10 protein-coding genes are annotated in these 24,226 nt (G+C 72.4%); 3 read left to right on the plus strand and 7 right to left on the minus strand.

Translation table 11 applies throughout. The annotated features are described in order from the left end of the window. Nucleotides 1-45 precede the first annotated feature (45 nt). The 7 genes from DP939_RS07525 to DP939_RS07555 all read right to left on the minus strand — a co-directional run bounded on the left by DP939_RS07525 (nt 46) and on the right by DP939_RS07555 (nt 18,523). Nucleotides 46-1,746 (minus strand): ABC transporter ATP-binding protein, encoded by a 1,701-nt coding sequence (locus tag DP939_RS07525; RefSeq protein WP_113980102.1) that lies wholly within the window; start codon nt 1,744-1,746, stop codon nt 46-48. Then, a complete protein-coding gene (locus DP939_RS48620; RefSeq protein ID WP_113979864.1) occupies nt 1,733-12,565 on the minus strand; it encodes a non-ribosomal peptide synthetase in 10,833 nt (3,610 codons plus the stop codon). The genes DP939_RS07525 and DP939_RS48620 overlap by 14 nt, the downstream gene beginning before the upstream one ends. Before the next feature lie 66 nt (nt 12,566-12,631). After that, complete coding sequence (locus tag DP939_RS07535) at nt 12,632-14,404, minus strand: ABC transporter ATP-binding protein (protein WP_113979865.1); 1,773 nt, start codon at nt 14,402-14,404, stop codon at nt 12,632-12,634. A 2-nt stretch (nt 14,405-14,406) separates the two neighbouring features. Then, nucleotides 14,407-15,471 (minus strand): iron-siderophore ABC transporter substrate-binding protein, encoded by a 1,065-nt coding sequence (locus tag DP939_RS07540; protein ID WP_113979866.1) that lies wholly within the window; start codon nt 15,469-15,471, stop codon nt 14,407-14,409. A 93-nt stretch (nt 15,472-15,564) separates the two neighbouring features. Next, nucleotides 15,565-16,380: an ABC transporter ATP-binding protein gene (locus DP939_RS07545; RefSeq protein ID WP_113979867.1), complete on the minus strand. Its 816-nt coding sequence runs from the start codon at nt 16,378-16,380 to the stop codon at nt 15,565-15,567. Nucleotides 16,381-16,412: 32 nt separating this feature from the next. Next, nucleotides 16,413-17,471 (minus strand): FecCD family ABC transporter permease, encoded by a 1,059-nt coding sequence (locus DP939_RS07550; RefSeq protein ID WP_113979868.1) that lies wholly within the window; start codon nt 17,469-17,471, stop codon nt 16,413-16,415. Continuing rightward, nucleotides 17,468-18,523, minus strand: a complete 1,056-nt coding sequence (locus DP939_RS07555; RefSeq protein WP_113979869.1) for a FecCD family ABC transporter permease — start codon at nt 18,521-18,523, stop codon at nt 17,468-17,470. The genes DP939_RS07550 and DP939_RS07555 overlap by 4 nt, the downstream gene beginning before the upstream one ends. 36 nt (nt 18,524-18,559) lie before the next feature. Between DP939_RS07555 and DP939_RS07560 the strand changes: the two genes are divergently transcribed. The 3 genes from DP939_RS07560 (at nt 18,560) to DP939_RS07570 (ending at nt 24,187) form a co-directional block, all read left to right on the plus strand. Next, nucleotides 18,560-19,669 (plus strand): alpha/beta hydrolase-fold protein, encoded by a 1,110-nt coding sequence (locus DP939_RS07560; RefSeq protein WP_113979870.1) that lies wholly within the window; start codon nt 18,560-18,562, stop codon nt 19,667-19,669. Nucleotides 19,670-19,734: 65 nt separating this feature from the next. After that, nucleotides 19,735-20,679 carry a methionyl-tRNA formyltransferase gene (locus DP939_RS07565; RefSeq protein ID WP_113979871.1) on the plus strand — a complete coding sequence of 315 codons (945 nt, stop codon included), beginning with the start codon at nt 19,735-19,737 and terminating at the stop codon, nt 20,677-20,679. Between the two features lie 406 nt (nt 20,680-21,085). Continuing rightward, on the plus strand, nt 21,086-24,187 hold the full coding sequence (locus DP939_RS07570) for an AfsR/SARP family transcriptional regulator (RefSeq protein WP_113979872.1): 3,102 nt from the start codon (nt 21,086-21,088) through the stop codon (nt 24,185-24,187). The last annotated feature ends 39 nt before the right edge of the window (nt 24,188-24,226 follow it).

Genomic DNA, 24,226 nt, shown 5'->3' on the forward strand with positions numbered 1-24,226 from the left:
CGGGCTCCGCCGTGCCGGGCGCTCTGACCCTCTACTGGGGCGGGGTCAGCGGGCCACGGAGCGGCGGTAGGTTTCGTCGGAGGTGAGGAGGTTTCGGTGGGTGTCCTCGGCGGTGATGGTGCCGCCGTCGAGGATGAGGACGCGGTCGGCGGTGTCGAGGATGGCCGGGCTGGTGGTGATCACGATGGTGGTGCGGTCGCGGCGCAGGTCGGCGAGGTTGCGGGCGATGAGTTGTTCGGTGACCGCGTCCACCGCCGTGGTCGGGTCGTGGAGGACCAGGATGGGCGGGTCGGCGGCCAGGGCGCGGGCCAGGGAGAGGCGCTGGCGCTGGCCGCCGGACAGGTTCGCGCCGCGGTCGCGGACGCCGTGGTCGAGTCCGTCCCGGTGGAGGGCGACGACGTCGGTCAGCATGGAGGCCTCGACGGCCTCGGGGACCATGCGGCCGGCGTCGGCCGGGTCGATGTTGGTGCGCAGGGTGCCCGCGAAGATCTCCGCGTCGTACGGGTTGACCAGCAGGTGCTCGCGTACCGCCTCGATCGACAGGTCCGCGAGGGGGTGCCCGCCGACGCGTACCACGCCTTCGTACGCGTCCGGCGGCACGTTCACCGCCAGGACGGACGCCAGGTCGGCCGCCGCGCGGGCCTGGTAGGCGGCGACGGCCACGAACTCGCCCGCCGAGACGTGGAACTTCAGGTCGCGCAGCGCGCCGTACCGCACCCCGTCGATTTCCAGCCCGCCGTCACCGGCCGGGCGGGCCGACCCCGGGGTCTGCACCGGGGGCGCGGCCAGCACCAGCGCCATCCGCTCGGCCGACGCCCGCGCCACCACCACGTACTTCGGCATCTCCGAGAACAGTTTGAGCGGTTCCATGATGAACTGCGCCAGGCCCACGGCCATCACCAGCTGCCCGATGGTGATGTCGCCGCTCAGCGCCTCCCACCCGGCGGTGAGGGTGACGGCGGCGGCGAGGATGGCGTTGAGGGTGAGCGCGGCGCCGGCGTACGCGCCGTTGACCTTGGCGACCGCGACCGCCTGGTTCCTGGCCTCGGCGCTGAGCCTGCGGTAGGACCCGAACGCCGCGTGGTTGCCGCCGAAGCCGTGCAGCGGGCGCAGGCCGCTGATCAGGTCGGCGACCTTCGCCCCGGCCCGTGCCACCCGGGCCTGCTGCTCGCGCGTGCCGTCGCCGATCCGTTTGGACAGCACGCTCAGGATCGACAGGATCGCGACGGTCCCCACGATCACCAGCAGGCCCAGCCGGACGCTGGCGATGCCCAGCGCCACCGCCGAGATCACCACCGCGACCAGTGAGCTGATCAGCAGCGGCACCACCTCGATGATGTCGGCGGTCTGGTCGGCGTCCTCGGTGGCGATGGTCAGCACCTCGCCGGACTTCAGGTCGGTCCTCCTGGCCACCGGCTGGAGTCCGCAGGCCGCGACCCGCACCCGCCAGCGGTGCGCCTCGGTGGTGTTGGCCTTCTGCAGGACGCGCATGCCGAACCGCCAGGACAGCGAGACGGTGGTGATGATCACGGCCAGCGCGGCGATCGACAGGGCGAGCGCGCCGAGGCTGCGTTCACGCATCGTGTGCTCGACGATCAGGCCGAGCGCGATCGGGAAGGCGGTCTCGCCCGCCTGGTACATGCCCATGAGCAGGGTGCCCCAGGCCATCGCGCCCGCGTTGCGGCGCAGCGCGGTCCGCAGGATGGCCGCCCCGGTACGGGGCTCCGGCCGGTCAGGAGTGGTCATCGAGGTGCCGGGCAATCGCTTCGGGGGTTCGCAGGGTGAGCAGGTCGCGGATGGTGATCACAGGGCCGTACTCGCGGCGGAGCAGCCCGACCAACCGTACCGCCAGCATCGAGTGGCCGCCGAGGGCCCCGAAGTCGCTCACCGCGCTCACCTCGTCGTCGTCCAGGTCCAGGGCCTCGGCGAAGTACTCGCACACCGTGGTCTCGGTCTCGGTCGCCGGGCCGCGTTCGCCGCCCGTGGTCAGCGCGCCGAGCGGCCGGGCGGGCGGCAGCGCCTTGGTGTCGGCCTTGCCGTTCACGGTCAGCGGGATGTGATCGACCTGCGCGTAGTGCGTGGGGCGCAGGTAGTCGGGCAGGCCCGCGCCGACCTCCGCGGCCACCGCCGCGAGGTCCGAACCTGCCGTCAGCACCAGGTAGGCGGCCAGCCGGTACGCGCCGTCCACCTGCGGGTCGGACTGGGCGACCGCGGCGGCGAACCGCACCGCCGGGTGCGCGGCGAACGCCGCCTCGACCTCGCCGAGTTCGACCCGGTGGCCGCGGATCTTTACCTGCTGGTCGGTACGGCCCAAATAGGCGAGGTTGCCGTCGGGGCGGCGGGCGACGAGGTCGCCGGTGCGGTACATGCGCGCCCCCGGGCGGCCGAACGGGCAGGCCACGAACCGGTGCGCGGTCTGGCCCGGCTGCCCGAGATAGCCGCGGGCGATGCCGATCCCGGAGACGTACAGCTCGCCGGGCACGCCGTCCGGCACCGGACGCAGCCACTGGTCCAGCACGTACACGTCGGTGTTGTCGATCGGCACGCCCACCACCGGGTCCGCGCACTCGAAGGTGCCGACGCCGAGGGTGTTGATGGTGTACTCCGTGGGCCCGTACAGGTTGTAGCCGGCCGTCCCCGGGGTCTCGGCGAGCCGCCGCCACAGCGCCGGGGTGACCGCCTCGCCGCCGAGCAGCACCAGCGGGGGCCGCCGCGCGGGGTCGTCCAGCAGCCCTTCCGCCACGAGTTGCTGAGCGTAGGTGGGGGTCACGTTGATCACGTCGATCCGGTGCTCAAGGCAGTACTCGACCAGCCGCGGCGCGTCGCGGCGCAGTTCCTCGTCGCAGATGTGCACCTCGTGGCCATCGGCGAGCCACAGCAGTTCCTCCCACGACATGTCGAACGCGAACGACACCGTGTGCGCGATCCGGAAGACCCGGTGGCCGTGCTCGGCGAGCACCGGCTCGAAGATCCGGCGCTGGTGGTTGATCAGCATGTTGGTCAGCCCGGCGTACTCGGTGACCACGCCCTTCGGGCGGCCGGTCGATCCGGAGGTGTAGATCGTGTACGCGGGGTGGCGCAGCCGTTGTGGGTCGCCGGGCGCGAACGTGACGTACGGCGGGGCGTCCGGCAGCGGGCGGTCCAGTTCGATCAGGTCGCCGGTCAGGCGGGGGGTGACGGGGCTGACGGTGAGGATCACATCCGGGCGGGCGTCCGCGATGATGGCGTTGATCCGCTCGTCGGGGTGGTCGAGTTCCAGCGGGACGTACGCCGCGCCGGTCCGCAGCACCGCGAACAGCGCCACGATCGAGTCGAGCGAACGCGGGATCGCGATGCCCACCGTCCGCTCCGGGCCGATGCCGCGTGCGGCGAGCACGCCCGCGACCGCGCGGCTGCGGTCGCGCAGCGCGGCGAACGTCATGCTCCGGCCGTCCGCCACCAGCGCGACGCGCTCCGGGTCGCGGTCGGCGGCCCGGTCGAACCGGTCCACCACGGTGTCGGTGCCGATGTCCGTGCGCGGGCCCGGCTCGGGGGCCGGCGCGAGGCCGGGCAGCGCGCCCAGCGGGCCGGCGGATCGGGCCAGGTCGTCGAGTACGCGCAGGTAGTCGTCCAGCAGGCGGTGGGCGTGCGCGGCGTCGCCGTGCCGGTACTCCAGCTTGACCGTGAGCCGGTCGCCGGGCGTGACGACCCAGGTGAACGGGTAGTGCGTGGAGTCGTCGGCCCGCACGGCGGTGATGCCGTGCCTGGCGTTCATCCGTGCGAAGGCGTCCAGGTCCAGGAAGTTCTGGAGCACGAACAGGTTGTCGAACAGGGTGTCGTGCCCGGCGGCGCGCTGGATCTCGCCGAGGCCCAGGTGCTCGTGGTCCATCGCGGCCACCCGGCCGGCCTGGACTGCGGAGAGGTACTCCGCCACGGTGTCGGCGGGGCGCGGCCGGGTCCACATGGGCACGGTGTTGAGCAGTACGCCGACCACCTCGTCCAGCGCCTCCCCGTCGCGGCCCTCGCGGCCCGAGACGGTCACGCCGAACACGGCGTCGCCGCGGCCGGTCCGCGCGCCGAGCAGCAGGCCGAACGCGCCGGTCAGGACGGAGTTGAGGGTGACACCGTGAGTCCTGGCGGCGGTTTTGAGGCTTTCCGAGCTTTCGGCGGACAGGGTGCGGACGAGGGCGGGCGGCAGTTCCTCCGACAGGGCGGGGGCGGGCCCGGCGAGCAGGGTCGGGCCGGACAGACCGGTCAGGTGGGCGGCCCAGAAGCGTTCGGCGGCGGAGGCGTCCCTGGCGGCGAGGGCGCGGGCGTGGTCCTCGAAGCTCGGGGTGGCGGGGATCGGGTCCAGGGGTCTTCCGTCGAGGACGGCCTGGTAGGCGTCGAACAGGTCGCGCAGCACGATCTCGCGCGACCAGCCGTCCCAGAGCAGCAGGTGGTAGCTGAGCAGCAGGCCGTCACGGTCGTCCGGCAGACGTACGACAGTCAGCCGGACCAGCGGCGGCTCGGCGGGGTCGAAGCCGGTGGCGCGGTCGCGGGCGCGCAGGTCTTCGACGTCGGCGTCCGTGAACAGTACCGCCGTGCGGACATCGACCCGGCGGCCCGCGGCGAGTACCTGGACCGGGGTCCCGTCGTCATCGGTGGTGAAACCGGCGCCGACGACCGGGTGCCGGGCGATCACGTGTGCCATGGCCTCGGCCAGGGCGGCGGGGTCCAGGCGGCGGTCGAAGGCGAAGTAGCTCTGGGCGACGTAGTGGCCGGTCGAGCCGGTGAGCTGGGACTGGTAGTACAGGCCCTTCTGGAGGGGGGTGACGGGGGCGGTGCGTACGGCGGTGGCTTGGGCGATCTGCTGTAGTGCGTGGAGCCAGTGTCCGGTCAGCTCGGTGGGGACGCCCTCGGCGAGGGTGAAGGTCGCGCGCAGGGTCTCGCCGTCGATCCAGGCGTTGACCTCGACGGCGTACGGGCCTTGCTGGTCACCGGTGATGGGCAGGGCCTGGGACTCGGTGGCCCGGCCCAGGTAGTTGAACAGGACCTGGGGGCGGGCTTTCAGCAGGGGGGCGGTCTGCGGGTTGAGGTACCTGAGGCGGCCGTAGGCGATGTGGCCGTTTTCGTCCGGCTGGCGTTCGGCGACCTCGCGGGCGGCGGCGACGGGGTCGGTGTGCGCGGTGAGCCGGACCGGCGCGATGGCGGTGAACCAGCCGATCGTGCGGGTGTAGTCGTGGTGCTCGTGCGCCGGGACCCGGCCGTGCCGTTCCAGGTCGATGGCGAGGTCGGTGGGGTCGGGCTGGATGTGGGTCAGGGCGGCGCGGAGTGCGCCGCACAGGAGTTCGGTCAGGCCGGTATCGAGTACGGCGGGCGCGGTGCGGGTCACGCTCGCGGTCAGCGCGGGCGGGAGGTCCACGGTGATCTCGCGCAGATTGCCGGTGGGGAGGGGGGCGGGGGCTTGGAGGGTGTCGATCCAGTGTCCGAGGCCGTCGATATCGTGCGCGGAGGCGGTGGCCAGCGCGTCGGCGTACTCGGCGTAGGGGGTGGTGGGCGGGGGCAGGGGGGCGCCGCGCATGGCGGTGGCGAGGTCGTCCAGGAGGATCAGCCAGGACACGGCGTCGATGGCGATGTGGTGCGCGGTGACGACGAGCGTCCGGGTCGCCTCCAGCCAGGCGAACGCGATCACCTCGCCTTTTTCGGGGTCGAGCTCGGCGGCGGCCTCGTTCGCGGCGGTGGCGGGGTCGTCGGTGGCGGCCCGTACGACGGTGACGGCACGGGCGGGTTCGGTACGCAGCGCCCATACCCCGTGCTCGGCCCGCAGTCGCATCCGCAGTGCGGGATGCGCGGCCACCACGGCGTTCGCGGCCCGCTCCGCCTCCGCGAACCCCACCCCGGGCAACGCCCTGGCCTGCGCGAACCTGTCGAGCGAGCCCCCGATCTCCCGCTGCCGCAAAATGATCGGCGTCGGCGTCAGCGGCCCGTCCACGGCCTGAGCGGGCACGGGTACGCGCGGCTCTTCGGCCGCTACCCGCTGAGCGAGCGCCCGCGGCGTCCGGTACAGGAACACATCCCGCGGCGTGATCGCCAGCCCCCGCGCCCTGGCCTGATTCACCAGCGCGATGGCGACGATACTGTCCCCGCCGGCGGCGAAGAAGTCGGTATCCCCATCAACCCCCTCCCCCGGCAACACCTCCCCGAAGATCCCCACCAACATCGCCTCGCCCGAATCCGTGCCCGGGGAGTCAGAGGGGTTGGTCCGCGGGGTTCGCTGGGTGAGGGCGGGGCGGTCGAGTTTGCCATTGATGGTCAACGGGAGGGCGGGGATGGGGAGGGCTTGGGTGGGGATCATGTGGGCGGGGAGGTGGGCTGCCAGGAGGGTGGGGAGGTCGGTGGGGATGTGGCCGACCATGTGGGCTATGAGGTGGTCGCCTTCAGGGGCCACGGTGACGGCGACATCGACCACGCCGTCGAGGCGTCTGATGGCGGATTCGACCTCGCCCAGTTCGATCCGGAAGCCCTTGAGTTGTACCTGGTCGTCCGCGCGGCCGATGAACTCCAGTTCGCCGTCCAGGGTGCGGCGGGCGAGGTCGCCGGTGTGGTACATGCGGGAGCCGTCGGCGGCGAAGGGGTCGGCCACGAAGCGGCTCGCGGTGAGGTCCGGTCTGCCCAGGTAGCCGAGGGAGAGCTGGGCGCCTGCGACGTAGATGGCGCCGACCTGGCCCGGGGGGACCGGGCGGAGGTGGTCGTTGAGGAGGTAGACCGCCAGGCCGGGGATGGGGCCGCCGATGGGGCCGGCGGTGCCCGCGAAATCGGCGTCGGTCAGCGGGCGGTACGTGACGTGGACGGTGGTCTCGGTGATGCCGTACATGTTGACCAGCGCGGGTGAGGCCGTGCCGTGGCGTTCGACCCAGCCGCGCAGCCGTCCGAGGTCCAGCGCCTCGCCGCCGAAGACGACAACGCGCAGCGCGGGCAGCGGCTCGCCGACGTGCCGGTCCGCCTCGATGAACTGGTAGAACGCCGACGGGGTCTGGTTCAGCACGGTCACGCCGCGCTCGCGGACCAGCCGGTGGAAGTCCACCGGGGAGCGGGTCAGCGCGTACTCCGGCACCAGCAGCTCACCGCCGTGCGCCAGCGCCCCCCACAGCTCCCACACCGCGAAGTCGAACGAGTAGGAGTGGAACTGGACCCACACGTCGCGCGGGCCGAAGTCCAGGTCGGGACGGGTGTTGGCGAGCAGGGACACCACGCTTGAGTGCGGGACCACCACGCCCTTGGGCCGCCCGGTCGAGCCGGAGGTGTAGATCACGTACGCGGGATCGTGCCAACCGGCCTCGGGCCCGGCAGCGGCCGAAGGCAGGTCGTCTCCCTGGACCAGGACGCGTGTGGGCACGCCCGTCCTGGCCACCAGCCTGACGAAGCGGTCGCGCTGCTCGGGGGCAACGAGTACGACCTTCGGCGCGGAGTCGGTGAGGATGTACGCGAGCCGTTCGTCCGGGTACGCGAGGTCCAGCGGCACGTACGCCCCGCCCGCGCTCACGATCCCGACCAGCGCCACCACCTGCTCGGCGGAGCGCGGCACCGCGACCGCGACCCGCTCCCCCGGCCCGACGCCCGCCGCGCGCAACGTCGCGGCCAGCCGGTTCTTGGCCTCGGCCAGCTCCCCGTACGTCAGGGACCGGGTGGTGCCGTCCAGGGCGCACTGGGTGACGGCGGTGGCGGCCGGGTCGCGCCCCGCGGCGGCGTCGAAAAGACCGCCCAGGGTGACCGGAGCGATCTGGGCGGAGGGCCGCGCCGAAGCGGCGGCCACAGCGTCGGGCCGGGTGAGCAGGCCGGTCAGGGCGCGGGTGAAGGTGTCCAGGAGGGTCCGCGCGCCCGGCTCCCGCAGCAGCTCGCCGTCGTAGATCAGGTTGAACCGCGGCCGTCCGCCGGAGGTGCGTTCCACCACCAGCGTCAGCGGGTAGTGCGGCGCCCCCTCGTTCCCGATACTAGTGATCGCGAACTCGTCCCCAGGGCGGCGCAGTTCTGCCACGTCGGCCGCGACGTCGAACACCACCAGCGTGTCGAACAGCGCGCCGCCGCCCGCCAGGCGTCCGATCCGGGTCAGCGAGACGTGCTGGTGCGGAAGTACCGCACCCTGGTGGTCGCGTACCGAGGCCAGCAGCTCGCGCGCCGTCGTGCCCGCCGCCCACCGGACGCGCACCGGGATGGTGTTGATGAACAGCCCCACCATGTCCTCGATGCCGGGGACGTCCGCGTCCCGCCCGGACACCGTGGACCCGAAGACCACGTCCCGGCCGGGCAGGATCGTGCCCAGCGTCACCGCCCACGCCGCGTGCACGGCGACGCTCAGCGGCACGCCCGCCGTACGGGCCGCCGCGTCGATGTCGGCGTCGGGCTCCACGGCGGTGTCGGCGAACCGGCCGCTCGGCGTGTGCCCCTCGGCGACCAGCGAGGGGCCGGGCAGCCCGGCGAGCTGGTCGCGCCACACCTCGTCGCTCGCGGCGGCGTCGCGTTCGGCCAGCCGGCGTACGTAGTCGGCGAAGCCGCCCCTCGGGTACACCGACCCCGGCGCGTGGTACTCCGCCAGCAGCGCGCGCAGCATCGGCGGCACGGACCACCCGTCGGCCACGATGTGATGCACGGTCTGCACCAGCACACAGCGACTCGGCCCCGTGCGGATCAGCGTGTACCGCATCAGCGGCCCGGCCGCCAGGTCGAACCCGGAACGCCGGTCCCGTTCGGCCAGGTCGCGGATCTCCTCTTCGGCGGCACCCGGCAGGTCCAGCGTGGTGAACGGGGCCTGCGCCCCGCTCTCCAGCACCGACACCACCCGCCCGTCGGCGAGCGCGACGAACCGGGCGGCGAGGTTCGGATACAGCGCGAGCAGCCGGGACGCCGCCGCCGCGAGCCGGTCGGCGTCCACGTCGCCGGAAAGCGTGAGCAGTTGCTGTTCGACGTAGCTGCCCGCCGAGTCGTCGTCGAAGACCGAATGGAAGTACAGGCCCTCCTGCAACGGCGTCAGCGGCAGGATGTCGCGCAGCGCCGGGCCGTCAAGGGCGTCCACGTCGGCCTGCGTGAGCCGCACGAGGGGGAAGTCGCTGGGCGAGTGGCCGCCGTGTTCCAGCGCGGCGAGGCCGGTCAGGGCGGCCAGGAAGTACGCGCCGAGCGTGGCCACGTCCTCGTCGGTGAACACCCCTTCGGGCCAGGAGATGTTCGTGACCAGCTCGTATTCGCCGGTCGGGCCGGGTTCGGCGATGGCGTTGAACTCCAGCGGGCGCGGCAGGCGCATCTTCGGGTCGCGTCGTTCGCCGAGCTGGCCGGTACTCCCGGCGGGCCGCCAGTCGCCGCCCTCGCCCGCGTCGAAGCGGCCCAGGTAGTTGAACAGCACCTGCGGCGCGGGGGCGTCGAAGCGCGCGTCGGCCAGGTAGCGCAGCGCGCCGTACGACACGCCGTTGTCCGGCACCCGCGCCAGGTCCTCCTTGACCGCCTTGAGCGCGGCGGCCAGGTACGCGGGCGCGGTGAAGTCGGCCGCCGGTCCCGGATCCACGACCACCGGGAACAGGGTGGTGAACCAGCCCACCGTCCGCGACAGCTCGGGCTCGGGCGACCCCGCCACGAAGCCGCCCTCACGGCCGTGGCCTTCGAGTTCGATGTGCGCGAAGGTCTGTTCGCGGCCCCGGTCGCGCCGCCAGCGGGCGAGCGCGACGGCGAGCCCGGTCAGCAGTACGTCGTTGACGCCCGCGTGGAACCGCGCCGGGATCTCGCCCAGCAGCGCCGCGGTGACCTTGGGGTCCGCCTGGACGGCCAGCACCCGCTCCCGCTCGACCGTGTCGGCCGCCGACAGCGCGCGCCCGCCCAGCCGTACGTCCGGCCCGGGAAGCGGACGCCGGTAGTAGGCCGGGTCCGCGCCGGCCGCCGCGCGTTCCAGCAACTGGGTCCAGCGCCGGAACGACGTGCCCGCCGCCGGGAGTTCGACCGGCGTACCGGCGCGAACCTGCCGCCAGGCGGTGGCCAGGTCCTCCATCAGGACCCGCCAGGACACCCCGTCGATCACCACATGGTGCACGGCGACCACCAACTGCCGCGCCGCGCGCCGCCAGACCGCGCGCAGCATCGCGCCGCCGTCCGGGTCCAGCCCGCCGATGGCGAGCGCGACGCACTCCTCCAGCGGCCGGTCGCTCTCCCGCCATCCGGCGACGGTTCCGTCCGCCGCCGGTACGTCGAAGCCCCAGCGGTCGCCGCGCACCAGCCGGGCGCGCAGCATGTCGTGCCGCCTGACCAGGGCGTTCAGCATCTCGCTGAGAGTGTCGGGGGTCAGGTCCGCCGGGGTGTTCAGCACGACGGACTGCACGAAGCCGTCGATCGCGTCCGTGGTCTCGCCCAGCCAGCGCACGATCGGCGACCCGGTGACCGGGCCGGTGGCGACGTCGCGGTGGTCCGCGGTGGCGACCTCCTCGCGGCTCGCCACCGCGGCCAGCGCGCCGATGGTGCCGTTGGTGAAGATCTGCCGCACGGTGACGTACAGGCCCGCCTCGCGCAGCGCGGCGAGCAGCGAGATGACCAGGATGCTGTCCCCGCCGAGCGTGAAGAAGTCCTGGTCGACGCCGACCCGCTCCAGCTTCAGCACCGACGCGACGGCCGCGCACACCAGGCGCTCGTTCTCGGTGGCGGGCGGGACGACGGCGGCGGTCTCGATCACCGGCTCGGGCAGCGCGCGCCGGTCCAGCTTGCCGTTCGGGGTGAGCGGGAACTCCGGCAGCACCACGATGTGCGCGGGCACCATGTACTCGACCAGGTGCTCGGCGGCCCACGCCCTGACCTCGCCGGCGCGCAGGTCCTCGCTTCCGGCCGCCGGGATCACGTACCCCACCAGGTAGGTGCCGTCCGCCGCGTTCTTCTTGGCCACCACGCAGGTGTGCCGGACGCCGGGGTGCTCGGCCAGGCCCGCCTCGACGTCCTCGATCTCCAGCCGCATGCCGCGGATCTTGATCTGGTTGTCGGCCCGGCCCAGAAAGTCCAGGGAGCCGTCCGGGGCGAACCGGGCGAGGTCGCCGGTCCGGTACAGCCGGGACCCGTCCGCGGCGAACGGGTCGGCCACGAACCGGGAGGCGGTCAGGCCGGGCGCGTTGACGTACCCGCGGCCGAGCAGGAACCCGCCCGCGTACAGCTCGCCGCCGACGCCGACCGGGACCGGGCGCAGCTCGTCGTCCAGCACGTACAGCGCGGTGTTGGGGTTGGCCCTGCCGATGGAGGTGGTGAGGCGTTCGGCCGCGCCGCGGTAGATGACGTGGGAGACGCCGATGGTCGCCTCGGCGGGGCCGTAGCCGTGGTAGAGCGGGATGCCGAGGCGGGTGCGGTACCGCTCGTACAGCTCGGGGGTCAGCACCTCGCCGCCGCACCAGACGTGCCGCAGGCTGTCCAGCCGCCCGTCGCCGCCCTCGATCTCCAGCAGTACGTCCAGCATGGACGACACCAGGTAGGTGAAGGTGACCCGCTGTTCGGCGATCACGCCGAGCAGGTGGTGCGGGTCGCGTTCGCCGCCGGGCCGCAGGATCACCAGCCGGCCGCCGCGCACCAGCGGCAGGAAGATCTCGTTGATCGAGATGTCGAACGACAGCGGGGCCTTGAACAGCGACGCGTCGTCGGGGCCGAAGCCCAGGATCTCGCCGGACTGCCACAGCAGCCGCTCGCTGATCGCCTCGTGCCGGATCATCGCGCCCTTGGGGCGTCCGGTGGAGCCGGAGGTGAAGATCACGTACGCCAGGGCGGGGCCGGGGACGGTGATGCCGGTCCACTCGGCGGGGCGCGAGCCGTACCGCCAGTCGGCGAGATCGACGGCCACGGCGTCCGGTTCGCCCGCCTCGCGCTCGCCGGTGGCGTTGAGCTGGACCGTGATCCGGGCGTCCTCGATGACGGCCGCGCGGCGGGCGGCGGGCCAGCGCGGGTCGAGCGGCACGAACGCGCCTCCGGCCTGGAGCACGCCCAGCAGGCCGATCACCATCTCGGCGGAACGGCCGAGCGAGATGCCGACGGTCTGCTCGGCGGTGAGCCCGCGGTCGATCAGGTGGTGGGCGAGCTGGTTGGACAGCGCGGCGGCCTCGCGGTAGGTCAGCGAGCGGTGTTCGTCCACGATGGCGATGGCGTCGGGCCTGGTCCGCGCCTGTTCGCGGAACAACTCCACGATCGACGGGCGGTCCCGGTCGGCCTTGGTGGCGTTCCATTCGGCCAAGGTGGCGAGCCGGGCGGCCACGCTGTCCGGGCGGATGGTGCCGACCGGCCGGTCCGGGAAGGCGGCCAGGTCGTCCAGGGCGAGCCGGGCGTCGTCCAGCGCGACGCCCTCGGGAACGGCGATGCTCCGGCCGTCCGCGCCGATCTCCCAGCCGGAGTCCCCGCCGCCGGCGGCCCAGCCGAGGACGTCGGTGAACAGGGTCTTGGGGCTGAGGTCGAGACCGCCGGGGCTTTCGCCGGTCGCCCAGTACGCCAGCCCGATGGCGCACGCCCGCGCGAAGGCGAGGTCGGTGTGGTCGCCGGCGCGGCGGCGCAGGTCGGTGAGGTTGGCGGAAGTGAGCGGTAGGAGACGCGTGCCGGATTCGGTCATCGAAGCCATCGAAGACTCAGCCGTTCCTTCCAGGCTATTTAGGTAAGGCTTACCTAAATTCGGATCCTAACCGCTTTCCCGCCACGCCCGCCACAACCGGGCGTACCGGCCGCCTGAGGCGACCAGTTCCTCGTGCGTGCCCTGCTCCACGACGCGCCCCGCGTCCAGCACGGCGATCCGGTCGGCCGCCATCGCCTGGGTCAGCCGGTGCGCGACGAACAGCGCGGTACGGCCCCGGCACGCGGCCAGCGTGGCCCGTTCCAGCTCGGCGGCGCCCTGGCTGCCCGCCTCCGCCGTCGATTCGTCCAGCACCACCACGGGGGCCCGGCCCAGGATCAGCCGGGCCAGCGCGAGCTGGGCGACCTTGGTCCCGTCCAGGCGTTCGCCGCCCTCGCCGACCATGGTGTCCAGCCCGCCGGGCAGCGCCGCCACCCAGGTGTCGGCCCCGGCCACGCGCAGCGCGTCCATCAGCTCGGCGTCGGTCGCCCGCGGCGCGGCCAACCGCAGGTCATCGGCGAGCGAACCGGCGAAGACGTGCGTCTCCTGCGTCAGGATGCCGACCAGGACCCGCGCCCCGGCCTCGTCCAGGTCGGCGATCGGCGTCGGGCCGATGCGGATCGAGCCGGTCTGTGGGGCGCCGATGCCCGCGATCAGCGTGGCCAGCGTGGTCTTGCCCGCGCCCGTGGCCCCGACCAGCGCGAGCGAGCCGCCCGCGGGGATCTCCAGATCCACGTCGTGCAGGACCGGCCGCTCGGAGTCGGGGTAACCGAAGGTCAGCCCCGCAACGGTCACCGGGTACGCCCCGGCGTCCGCCGGGGCGACCTCGCCGACCAGCCGTTCCTCGGTCGGCTCGCGCAGCACGCCGACCAGCCGGGTCAGGCTCGCCCCGGACTTCTGCGCCTCGTCGAAGGTGAACATGATCAGGCCCAGCGGCCCGAACAGCCGGTGGAACAGCAGCGGGGCCGCCGCCACCTCGCCCAGGGTCGCCGCGCCTGCCTCCAGCAGCGCGTACCCGACCACGATGATCAGCACCAGCCCGATGAACTCGGCGCGGTTCTCCCGGCCCACGAACCGGCCGAAGAACCGGAACACCTCGATGCCGAGGTCGCGCACCCGCCACGACTCGCGGGTGACCTTCTCCTCGAAGGCGGCCTCCAGCCGGTAGGCGCGCACGGTGTCGATCCCGTTCAGGCCGCTGATCAGTGCCTGCGCGCGGTCGGCCTGGGCCTCCCGCTGCCTGCGGTACAGCGGCGCGGACCGGGGCAGGTACCACCGCAGGGCCAGCGCGTACGCGGGCAGCGCCCCCGCCCCCGCCAGCCCGAGCCGCCAGTCCAGCCCGAACATGCCGACCGTGGCGATGGCGACCAGCACCGCAGAGGAGAACAGCGTGGGGATCGCCTTCTGGATGCCCTTGGACACCACGGCCACGTCGTCGCCCACCCGGGACAGCACGTCACCGGCCCCGACCTGCTCGATCCGCGCGCTGGGCATGCCCAGCACCGCCCGCACGGCGGCCTCGCGCAGCCTGGCGAGCAGGTCCGCGCCGAGCCTGCCGATCAGGTACGTCGCCGCGGTGGTGGCCGCCGCGGCGAGCAGCGCGGCCACCACCAGCAGCACGCCGATCGTGACCAGGATCGAGTGCGCCTCGCGCCCGACCACGCCGTCCACCACCCGGCCGAGCAGGAACACCGGCACGACCTGGAGGGCCGCCCCGGCGACCGAGGTGAGGACGGTCGCGGTGGTCAGCCACGGCACCTCGCGGCAGTGCGCCGCGACCCACCGCGCTGCCTCGCGTCCGGTCGCGGTGCGCAGCGCGGCCGGGGCGGGGGGCGCCTGCATGGTCAGCTTGCCGACTTGACGAGCTCGTCGATGGCGTACGGCAGGGACAGCAGCGTGCTCTGCGACATGGCCGCGCCGATCGCCGGGCCCTCGCTGTCCAGCAGGTACGACACCTTGCCCGCCTTGACCGCGGGCAGGTTGGCGAACAGCTTGAAGTTCTTCAGCGCGTCCTGGTCGGCCTTGTCGGCGATGACGAAGATGCGATCGACGTCGATCAGGTCGATGCGCTCGGGGGACAGCACGGTGTAGAACTTGCCTCCGGCGATCTTGTCGATCTCCGTGGCGCCCTTGTAGCCGATCCCGGAAACCAGGCGTCCGCGCACGTCGGTGGTGGTGAAGGGGGCGACGGAGTTCTTGTACCAGGACACCGCGACGGCGGTCTGGCCGGCGAACTCGGGGTGCGCCGCGGCGGCGGCCTTCAGCTTGGCGTCGATGTCGCCCACCAGCATGGCGCCCTCCTTGGCCTTGCCCAGCGCCTTGGCGATGTGCAGCGCGTTGTCCTGCCAGGGCGCGCTGAACGGCTCGGCCTCGCCCTTGGTGCGGCCCACCGTCGGGGCGATCTTGGACAGCCGGTCGTAGGCGGCCTGGTCGATCTCAGAGTAGACCGCGATGATCAGGTCGGGGCGCAGCGCCGCGATCTTCTCGTAGTTGGGGCCGGAGTCGCCGTTGGTCATGATGACCTCGGGGCGGGTGTCGCCCCAGTGGTCCTTCACCCAGGGCCACTGGGTGTTGATGTCGGGGGCCTTGCCGGGCGGGTTGGGGTACTGGTCGACCATGCCGACCGGCTTCACGCCGAACGCCAGGATGGCCTGGTCGTCGGTGTAGCCGACGGACACGACCCGCTCCGGGGCCTTGGTGATCTCGGTGGACCCGAACGCGTGCTCCACGGTGACCGGGAACGCGCCGCCCGAAGTGGCGGCGGGCGTGGCCGCGTCGCTCGGCTTGGCCCCGGTGGTGCCGGAGCCGGAACCGCACCCCGCGAGGAGGCCCGCGCCGAGCGTCGCGACGGACAGTGCCACCGCGACCCGCCGCACGGCCTTCGCGACTGTCGTTCGTTGGAGAAGCATCCGGAATCCCTTGCTTTAGTGCTTTTCGCTGCGAACCCTACTGAGGGCAGGCAAACCGTAACACGCTGGCATTAGGTAAGGCTAACCTTACTTTTACTGAAGCGCGTGGGTACGGCCGATCGGCACGATGAGCGGACGATCGCTCACCGGATCTTCGATCACCCTGGCCCGCAGCCCGAACGCCTCGTGCAGCAGGTCGGCGGTGATCACTTCACGCGGATGCCCCTGCGCCAGGATCGAGCCCGACCGCATCACGATCAGGTTGTCGCTGTAGCGCGTGGCGAGGTTGAGGTCGTGCAGCACCATGACCACCGTGCAGCCCGACTCGTGCAGATCGTCCACCAGGTCGATCACTTCGAGCGCGTGCGCCAGGTCCAGGTACGTGGTCGGCTCGTCCAGCAGCAGCAGGTCGGTGCCCTGGGCGAGGGTCATCGAGATCCACACGCGCTGGCGCTGACCGCCGGACAGCGCGTCGATCGGGCGGTCGGCGAGGTCGGACACCCCGGTCATGGCCAGCGCGCGCTCGACCACGGCGGCGTCGTCGGACGACCACTGCCGCAGCCAGCTCTGGTGCGGGTGGCGGCCCCGGGCCACCAGGTCGGCCACGGTCAGCCCCTCGGGGGCGACGGGGGCCTGCGGGAGCAGGCCGAGTTTCTTGGCGACGTCCTTGGTCTTGAGCTTGACGATGTCCTGGCCGTCCAGCACGACCGTGCCCTTGGCCGGCTTGAGCAGCCGGGACAGCGTGCGCAGCAGGGTGGACTTGCCGCAGCCGTTGGGCCCGATGATCGTCGTGATCACACCTGGCGGGATCACGACGTCGAGGTCATCGATGACGGCCCGGCCGCCGTACCCGACGGTGACGCCCTCGGCCGCCAGCGGCGCGATGTCGGCGATGTGTTGAACGGTCACGCCTACCCACTCTACTTAGGCAAGCCTAGCCTTCACATCCCCCTCTTCAGGTTCGCGCGTACCAGCAGGTAGACGAGGAAAGGGCCGCCGATCGCGGCGGTGACCACGCCGACCGGGAGGGTCACCGGCAGCGCCGTACGCGCCACCAGGTCAGAGCCGATCAGCAGCAGCGCGCCGACCAGCCCGGAGGCCACCATCGGCGGCGTCGGGTACCGCGCCAGGCGCAGCGCCACCTGCGGCGCCACCAGCGCCACGAACGGCACCGGCCCCGCCGCGCTCACCGCCACCCCGGCCAGCAGCACCGCGCTGAGCAGCAGGACCGCCCGCACCATCGAGTACCGGACGCCCAGCCCGGCCGCGATGTCGTCGCCGAAGTGCATCGGCCGCAACTGGAACGAGACGTACGCCACGACGACCATCAGGCCGAGCGTGCCCCACAGTGCGATCCAGACCTCGCCCCACGACCTGTTGTCCAGCGAGCCGACCAGCCACGCCTGGGCCCGCGCCACGTCCCGGATGTCGGCGGTGACCAGCAGCCAGACCGTGATCGCCTCCATCACCGCGCTGACCGAGATGCCGATCAGGATGAGCCGCAGGCCGTCGATCCCGCGCCGCCACGCCAGGAAGTACACCAGCAGCCCCGTACCGAGCCCGCCAGCCAGCGCCGCCGCCGGAAGCCCCACGGAGTTGGTGATCGCCGCCGCGGCCCCGCCCGACACCGTCACCAGAAAGGCCGCGACCGCCCCCGCGCCCAGGGTGATCCCCAGCACGTCCGGGCTGGCCAGCGCGTTGCGCGCGACCGACTGCGTGATCGCCCCGGACACCCCGAGCGCGATCCCCACCACCAGCCCGGCGAGCGCCCGCGGCATCCGCAGATCCATGATCACGAACTCGTCCACCCGCTCGCCCCGCCCGAACAGCGTGGCGATCACCTGCGGCAGCCCGATCGGGAAGTCCCCGACCGCGATGGACAGGCAGAACACCAGGAACACCGCCGCCACCAGCAGCAGCGTGACCAGCACCATCCACGGCCGCCACACGAACGACGCGCGCCCGAGCCGCACACCGGGGGCCATCTTCGTCTCGCTCATGCCTGCTTGAACTTTCCGCGCCACACCAGCACCGCGAAGAACGGCGCACCGGCCAGGGCGACGACCACGCCCGCCTGCAACTCGCCCGGCCGGGTCACCACGCGGCCCAGGATGTCACAGACCAGCAGGATCAGGGCGCCGAGCAGTCCCGCGTAGGGGGCCAGCCAGCGGTAGTCCGGGCCGGTGAGGTACCGGGCGACGTGGGTGACCATGAGGCCGAGGAACGCGATCGGGCCGCACGCCGCCGTGGCCGCGCCCGCCAGCAGGGTGATCGCCACGACGCCGACGGTCCGGCTGAGGCCGATCTTCACGCCCAGGCCGCGGGCCACGTCATCGCCCAGGTTGAGCAGGTTGATGGTGGGCAGCATGATCAGCGCCAGCGTCAGGCCGATCGCGATGAACACGGACGCCGGCCAGATGGTGTCGAAGCCGACGCCCGCCACCGACCCCGCCTTCCAGAAGCGCAGCGCGTTCAGCGACGCCTGGTCCGACAGCGCGACCGCCGTGGTCATCGCGGCCAGGAACACCGTGACGCCCTGCCCGGTCAGCGCGAGCGTGAGCGGGCTGCCCGAACCCCGGCCGATGCTGGCCAGCCCGAACACGATGAACCCGGCGACCGCCGCCCCCAGGAAGGCGAACCAGACGTACTGGAACGGACTGGTCAGCCCGAACAGCAGGATCATCATCACCACGGCGAACGACGCGCCCGCGTTGACCCCGAGCAACCCGGTGTCGGCGATCGGGTTGCGGGTGTACCCCTGGATCAGCGCCCCGCTGATCCCCAGGGCGATGCCCGCCACGATCGCGAGCACGGTCCGCGGCACCCGCACGGTCTGGACGATGAGGGTGATCTCGGTGAGCCGCTGGTCCGCGCCCGGCTCGCCGAACAGCCCCTGCCACACCTCCGCCGGGCTCAGCGCCCGCGCGCCGACGGCGAGCGACAGCGCGGCGGCCAGCACCAGGCCCGCCACCAGCGCGCCCGCGCCCGCGACCCGCCGCCGGTGGGCCGCCGCGACCCCGGGGGCGGGGCGCTTCTCCACAGTCGTGCCCATGGCGACGTACGTTATCCCTTTGGTACCACTGGGGGCATGAGGGACACCTTCGCCAGGTTCGGGCTCGGTGGCGAGCCGGGGAGCGACGCGTTCTGGGCGGCGGCGCGGACACCGCTCGCGGTGCCCGGCGGTGACGGCGGCTGGGCCGCGCTGTTCCTGTGGCGGGGCGCTGAGGCGGAGATCGCCTTCGAGAGCTGGTCGGAGCCGGTGCCGATGCGCCGGTGGGGCGGCACCAACTGCTGGTACGCCGAGGTCGCCATGCCCGCCGGGCTGCGGGTGACGTACCAGATCCACAGCGGCGGCGACGCGTACGCCGACCCGCTCAACCCGCTCGGCGCGGGCGGGGACCGGTCCATCGCGGCGGTCCCGGACGCGCCCGCCCAGCCGTACTGGCCCGCGATCGGCCCCGCCGACGTGCTGCCGCTGCCCGAGGTCCGGCTGCGCTGGGCGAGCGCGCGGCTCGGCGGACGCCGTACCGTGCGGGTCCACCCGGCGGGCGGCGGCGGGCCGGTGGTGCTGCTGCTCGACGGCGATGACTGGCTGCACCTGCACCCGGCGATGACCGCGTTCGACGCGGCCGTCGCCGACGGCGCGCTGCCCCCGGTCACGCTGGTCTTCCTGCCCGCCAGGGATCGCGAGGCCGAGTACGGCTGCGCGCCCGCGCTGTGGAGGGCGATCGGGCACGAACTGCTGCCGCTGCTGGCCGATTCCGGCGTGCCCGCCGACCCGGGGCGGCTGGTGGTCGCCGGGCAGAGCCTCGGCGGGCTGAGCGCGATGTACGCGGCGCTGGAGTTTCCCGGCCTGGTGTCCGGCATCGCGTGCCAGTCGGCGTCGTTCTGGTGGACGCCCGGCGCGACGGACCTTCCCGACCCGATGGGCGGCCCGACCGGCGGTGCCATCGCCGCCCGCCTGCGCGAACGCGGCCCGGACCTGTCGGGGCTGCGCGCCGCGTTCGACGTCGGCGAGCACGAGCGGCGGATGCTGCCGCACTGCGCGGCGGTCGAGGAGCTGGCCGGGCAGGCGGGGGCGACCGTACGGGTGTCGCGATCCCCGGCGGGCCACGACCGGGCGAGCTGGCGGAACGCCCTGCTCAGGGACGTGGCCTGGGTGCTCGGGGCCGGGCCGGGGGTGGAAGCCCGGCATTGATTAGGTTAGGCTCACCTAATTAATCTGCCGGGCCCTTATTCCCTCCACCATTGAGGAGAACGCCGATGCGGGTCGTCATGTTCGGATACCAGACCTGGGGACATCGCACTCTTTCCGCGTTACTGGACTCCGAGCACGAGGTGGTCCTGGCGGTCACCCATCCGCGCAGCGACCACGCGTACGAGAAGATCTGGGACGACTCGGTGGCCGACCTGGCGCAGGCGCACGGCGTACCGACCGTGATCCGCAACCGCCCCGACGACGACCTGCTGCGCACCCTCAAAGACATCGCCCCCGATCTGATCGTCGCCAACAACTGGCGCACCTGGATCCCGCCGGAATTCATCGCGCTTCCCCGGCACGGCATTCTCAACGTCCATGACTCGCTGTTGCCGGCCTATGCGGGCTTCTCCCCGCTCATCTGGGCGCTCATCAACGGCGAGAAAGAGGTCGGCGTCACCGCCCACATGATGAACGCCGAACTCGACGCCGGTGACATCGTCGTCCAGCGCGCCATCCCGGTCGGCCCCCGTGACACCACGACCGACCTGTTCCACCGCACGGTCGATCTCATCGCCCCGATCGTCACCGAGGCCCTTGACCTGATCGCCTCCGGCCGTACCGACTGGACGCCACAGGACCGCTCCAAGGCCAGTTTCTTCCACAAGCGCGCGGAAGAGGACTCGAACATCGACTGGACCTGGCCCGCCGAGGACATCGAACGCCTGGTCCGCGCCCAGTCCGACCCCTATCCCAACGCCTTCACCCACTACAGGGGCCGCCGCGTCCGCGTCCTCGCCGCCTCGGTCTCCCAGGACGTTTACGGCGGCACGCCGGGCCGGGTGTTCATCCGCGAGGGCGCCGGCGTCGTCATCGTCGCCGGGGCCGACGCCCGCCGGGGCCGCAGCCACGGCCTGGTGATCGAACGCGTCCGCACCGACGACGGCACCGATCTCCCCGCCACCGAGGTGTTCACCACAATGGGCGGTTACCTTTCCCGCCACCCCTGACCCCGAAAGCGGAGTAAAAGGCGACTCCGGCTCATTTCGATCATGACTCCCCCGGCCGCGCACCGCCCCCGCCCCCGCGGTGTGGCCGGTAGCGGCCAGCGGGGAACGGGGTGCGGCGATGCATGAAACCCTGGTTTCTGAACCTCTGAAATTGATGTGTACATCCTACGAAGATCGTTGAAATACACCGGAAGGCCACAACGAGGTATCGGAAGGCACCAAGATAGTGGTCTAATGAACAAGAAAGCGGCGCCGGATCGGCGGATCCGGCAATGCGGGGGGTTCATGGTTATCTCTTCGTGAAGGAGCCCGGCGGTGTTGGGCTGAGCCGATGACATAGGGGAAGCGATCGATCGGCATATCCGTCCACCCAAAGGATCACTTCGGCACGTGGGAGAGGTAAGCCATGACACTTCGTCTGCTGGGGCCGCTTGAGCTGATCACGCAAGGCCGCTCGCTCAACCCGGGCGGCTTCCGGCAGCAGGTGATCCTGGCGGTGCTCGGCCTCAACGTCGGCAAGGTGACCACGGTCGATCAGTTGATCCGGGCGGTCTGGGACGAGGACGCGCCGCCGTCCGCGCGGGGCCAGATCCAGGTGTGCATGTCCAATATCCGCAAGCTGTTCGCGGAGGCCGGGCTGCCCGGCGCGATCCGCACGCTGAGCGCCGGATACTGCCTCCAGCTCGACGAAGAGCACGTGGACACCCTGCAGTTCGACGCCAAGCTCGACCTCGCCAGGCGGCAGACGGAGACCGGCGACCCGGCGGAGGCGGTCGGCACGCTGCGCGTCGCGCTCGCGCTGTGGCGCGGCCCGGCGCTGGCCGGGCTGGACAGCGGCCTGGTACGCCGGGCCGCCGCCGCGCTCGACGAGAAGCGCACCTCGGCCATCGAGGACCTGATCCGATTACAGCTCAAGCTCGGCCTGCACGAAGGGCTCACCGCCGAGCTGGGCCCGCTGGTGGCCGAATACGCGCTGCGCGAGAAGCTGCACGGTTATCTGATGCTGGCGCTCTACCGCTCCGGGCGGCAGGCCGAGGCGCTGGAGGCGTATCAACGCGCCAGAGCCATCCTGATCGAGGAGATCGGCGTGGAGCCCGGCCAGGAGTTGCAGACCCTCCACCAGGCCATCCTCACCCGCGATCCGTCGCTCGACCTCCCGCAGCCGGCCAGGCCCGAGCCGATCGAGACGCCCGCGCAGCCCGAGGCCGCCAAGGACTTCCAGGTCTGGGCCTCCCCCTGGCAACTGCCCGCCAGCATCGCCGACTTCACCGGCCGCGCCGGGCAGATCGCCGAGATCAAGGAGTTGCTCACCGGCGGGCCCGGCGCGCAGGCCGCCCACTACGCGGTGCCGATCGTGGCGATCTCCGGCCGCGGCGGCGTCGGCAAGTCCAGCCTGGCCATCCGGGTGGCGCACGAGCTGTACCAGGAGTTCCCCGACGGGGCGCTGTACGCCCAGCTTGAGGGCCCGGTGAGCGGCGAGCGGACCTACCGCCAGCTCGCCCGCTTCCTGCGCGCGCTCGGCGTCGCGGGCAGCGCCATCCCCGAGAGCCTGGAAGAACGCGTCGAGCTGTACCGCAGCACGCTGGCCGCGCGCCGGGTGCTGGTGCTGCTCGACGACGCCCTGAACGAGGAGCAGGTACGCCCGCTGCTGCCGGGCAGCTCGACCTGCGCGGTGATCATCACCAGCAGGCACGGGCTGACCGGCCTGCCCGGGGCCTACCACATCGGCATCGACGCGTTCGCGCCCGACGAGTCCGTGGAGATGCTGACCAAGATCCTCGGTGTCAAGCGGGTCACCGCCGAGGAGGGCGCGGTCACCGAGCTGTACCAGATGTGCGACGGCCTGCCGCTGGCGCTGCGCATCGCCGGGGCGCGGCTGGCCTCCCGCCGCACCTGGCGGATCGGGCGGCTGGTCGAGCGGCTGCGCAACGAGGTGCGGCGGCTGGACGAGCTGGAGCACCGCGGCTGGGAGTTGCGCTCCAGCATCGGCATGACCTACCACAGCCTGGACGAGGCGGCCAAGAGGCTGGTCCGGCTGCTGGCGCTGATCCAGGCCCCGGACGTCCCGTCGTGGACCGCGTCCGCGCTGCTGGACATCGATCTGATGCGCGCCGAGGACGTGCTCGAACGCCTGGTGGACGCGCACGTACTTGAGTCCGTCGACTACCGCAACGCCCGGGTGCTGCGCTACCGCTTCCACGACCTGGTGCGCGTGTACGCCCGCGAGAAGCTCGCCGAGACCGACGGGGGCGAGGCCCGCGCCAAGGCCCTCGAACGCGTGCTCGGCATGTGGCTGGCCCTGGCGGAGGAGGCGCACCGGCAGGAGTACGGCGGCGACTTCACCATCATCCACGGCCGCGCGGCCCGCTGGCGGCCCCCGGACGCGGAGCCGGCCGACCTAATGGGCTCGCCGATGGACTGGTGGGACAGCGAGCGGGCGGCGCTGGTGGCCGCGGTGCGCCAGGCGGCCGACGCCGGGCTCGACGAGCTGGCCTGGGAGCTGGCCCTCACCTGCGTGACGCTGTTCGAGGCCAAGGCGTACTTCGACGACTGGTACGTCGTCACCCGGGCCGCCCTGGACGCGGTGCTGCGGGCGGGCAACGTCACGGGCATCGCGGCCATGACGTACTCGATGGGCACGCTGCACATGTCCCAGGGACGGCTGGCCGAGGCCGAGAAGAACTTCCGCACCGCGCTGGAGCTGTTCGAGTCGGTCGGCAACGACCACGGTTACGCGCTCGTGCTGCGCAACTACGCCAACGTGGACGGGCTGCGCGGCGACAAGGAGCAGATGATCGCCAAGTACGACCGGGCGCTCGACCTGCTGGAACGGGTCGGCGACCGGATCGGCGCGGCGCACGTCATGCGCACCCGGGCCAAGCACTGGCTGCCGCTCGGCGAGACCGACCGGGCGCAGAAGCTGCTTGAGGAGGCGCTGCGGATCTGCCACGAGCAGGGCTGCGTGCGGGTCGAGGCCCAGGTCCTGCACACGTACGCCGAGCTGCACGTCATGACCGGCGAGCTGGAGCAGGCCCGGCACGAGCTGGACCGGGTGCTGCGCGTCGTCCGCGACAGCGGCGACCGGCTGGGCGAGGCGCACGCCCTGTACGGCCTGGGCATGGTACGCCTGCGCGAGGGCCGGCTGGACAGCGCCGAGACCACCATGGCGCACGCCATCGAGCTGGCCAGGAACATGCGCGAACGCCTCATCGAGGGCAAGGCCCTCTACTCGCTCGGCGAGATCTCGCTGGCCAGGGGCAACGTCGCCCAGGCCAACCGGCACATCGTGGCGGCCAGGCGCACGTTTTTGGAGCTCGGCTCGACCGTATGGGCGGCCAAGGCCGCGCTGCTGCTGTCCGACTCCTACGTCACCGGCGGCGAACTCACCCTGGCCCGCCTGGAGCTGAACGACGCGATCGACTTCCTGACCGCCGACGGCTCACCGGAGGCGCGCGGCATGCTGACCGAGGTGAGCAAGGTGAAATCCGTGCTCCCGGTGGACGGCTGACCGGAAGCACGGGAGCACGGGTAGCACGGAAAACACAGA

The organism is Spongiactinospora rosea (genome assembly GCF_003315795.1).
In the GTDB taxonomy this organism is placed as follows: Bacteria; Actinomycetota; Actinomycetes; order Streptosporangiales; family Streptosporangiaceae; genus Spongiactinospora; species Spongiactinospora rosea.

What these genes read in the sequence shown, in the direction of transcription:
- DP939_RS07555 (WP_113979869.1), bottom strand. Translation starts at nt 18,523, where the DNA reads ATGGGCACGACTGTGGAGAAGCGCCCCGCCCCCGGGGTCGCGGCGGCC.
- DP939_RS07535 (WP_113979865.1), bottom strand. Translation starts at nt 14,404, where the DNA reads ATGCAGGCGCCCCCCGCCCCGGCCGCGCTGCGCACCGCGACCGGACGC.
- DP939_RS07550 (WP_113979868.1), bottom strand. Translation starts at nt 17,471, where the DNA reads ATGAGCGAGACGAAGATGGCCCCCGGTGTGCGGCTCGGGCGCGCGTCG.
- DP939_RS07570 (WP_113979872.1), top strand. Translation starts at nt 21,086, where the DNA reads ATGACACTTCGTCTGCTGGGGCCGCTTGAGCTGATCACGCAAGGCCGC.
- DP939_RS07525 (WP_113980102.1), bottom strand. Translation starts at nt 1,746, where the DNA reads ATGACCACTCCTGACCGGCCGGAGCCCCGTACCGGGGCGGCCATCCTG.
- DP939_RS48620 (WP_113979864.1), bottom strand. Translation starts at nt 12,565, where the DNA reads ATGACCGAATCCGGCACGCGTCTCCTACCGCTCACTTCCGCCAACCTC.
- DP939_RS07560 (WP_113979870.1), top strand. Translation starts at nt 18,560, where the DNA reads ATGAGGGACACCTTCGCCAGGTTCGGGCTCGGTGGCGAGCCGGGGAGC.
- DP939_RS07565 (WP_113979871.1), top strand. Translation starts at nt 19,735, where the DNA reads ATGCGGGTCGTCATGTTCGGATACCAGACCTGGGGACATCGCACTCTT.
- DP939_RS07540 (WP_113979866.1), bottom strand. Translation starts at nt 15,471, where the DNA reads ATGCTTCTCCAACGAACGACAGTCGCGAAGGCCGTGCGGCGGGTCGCG.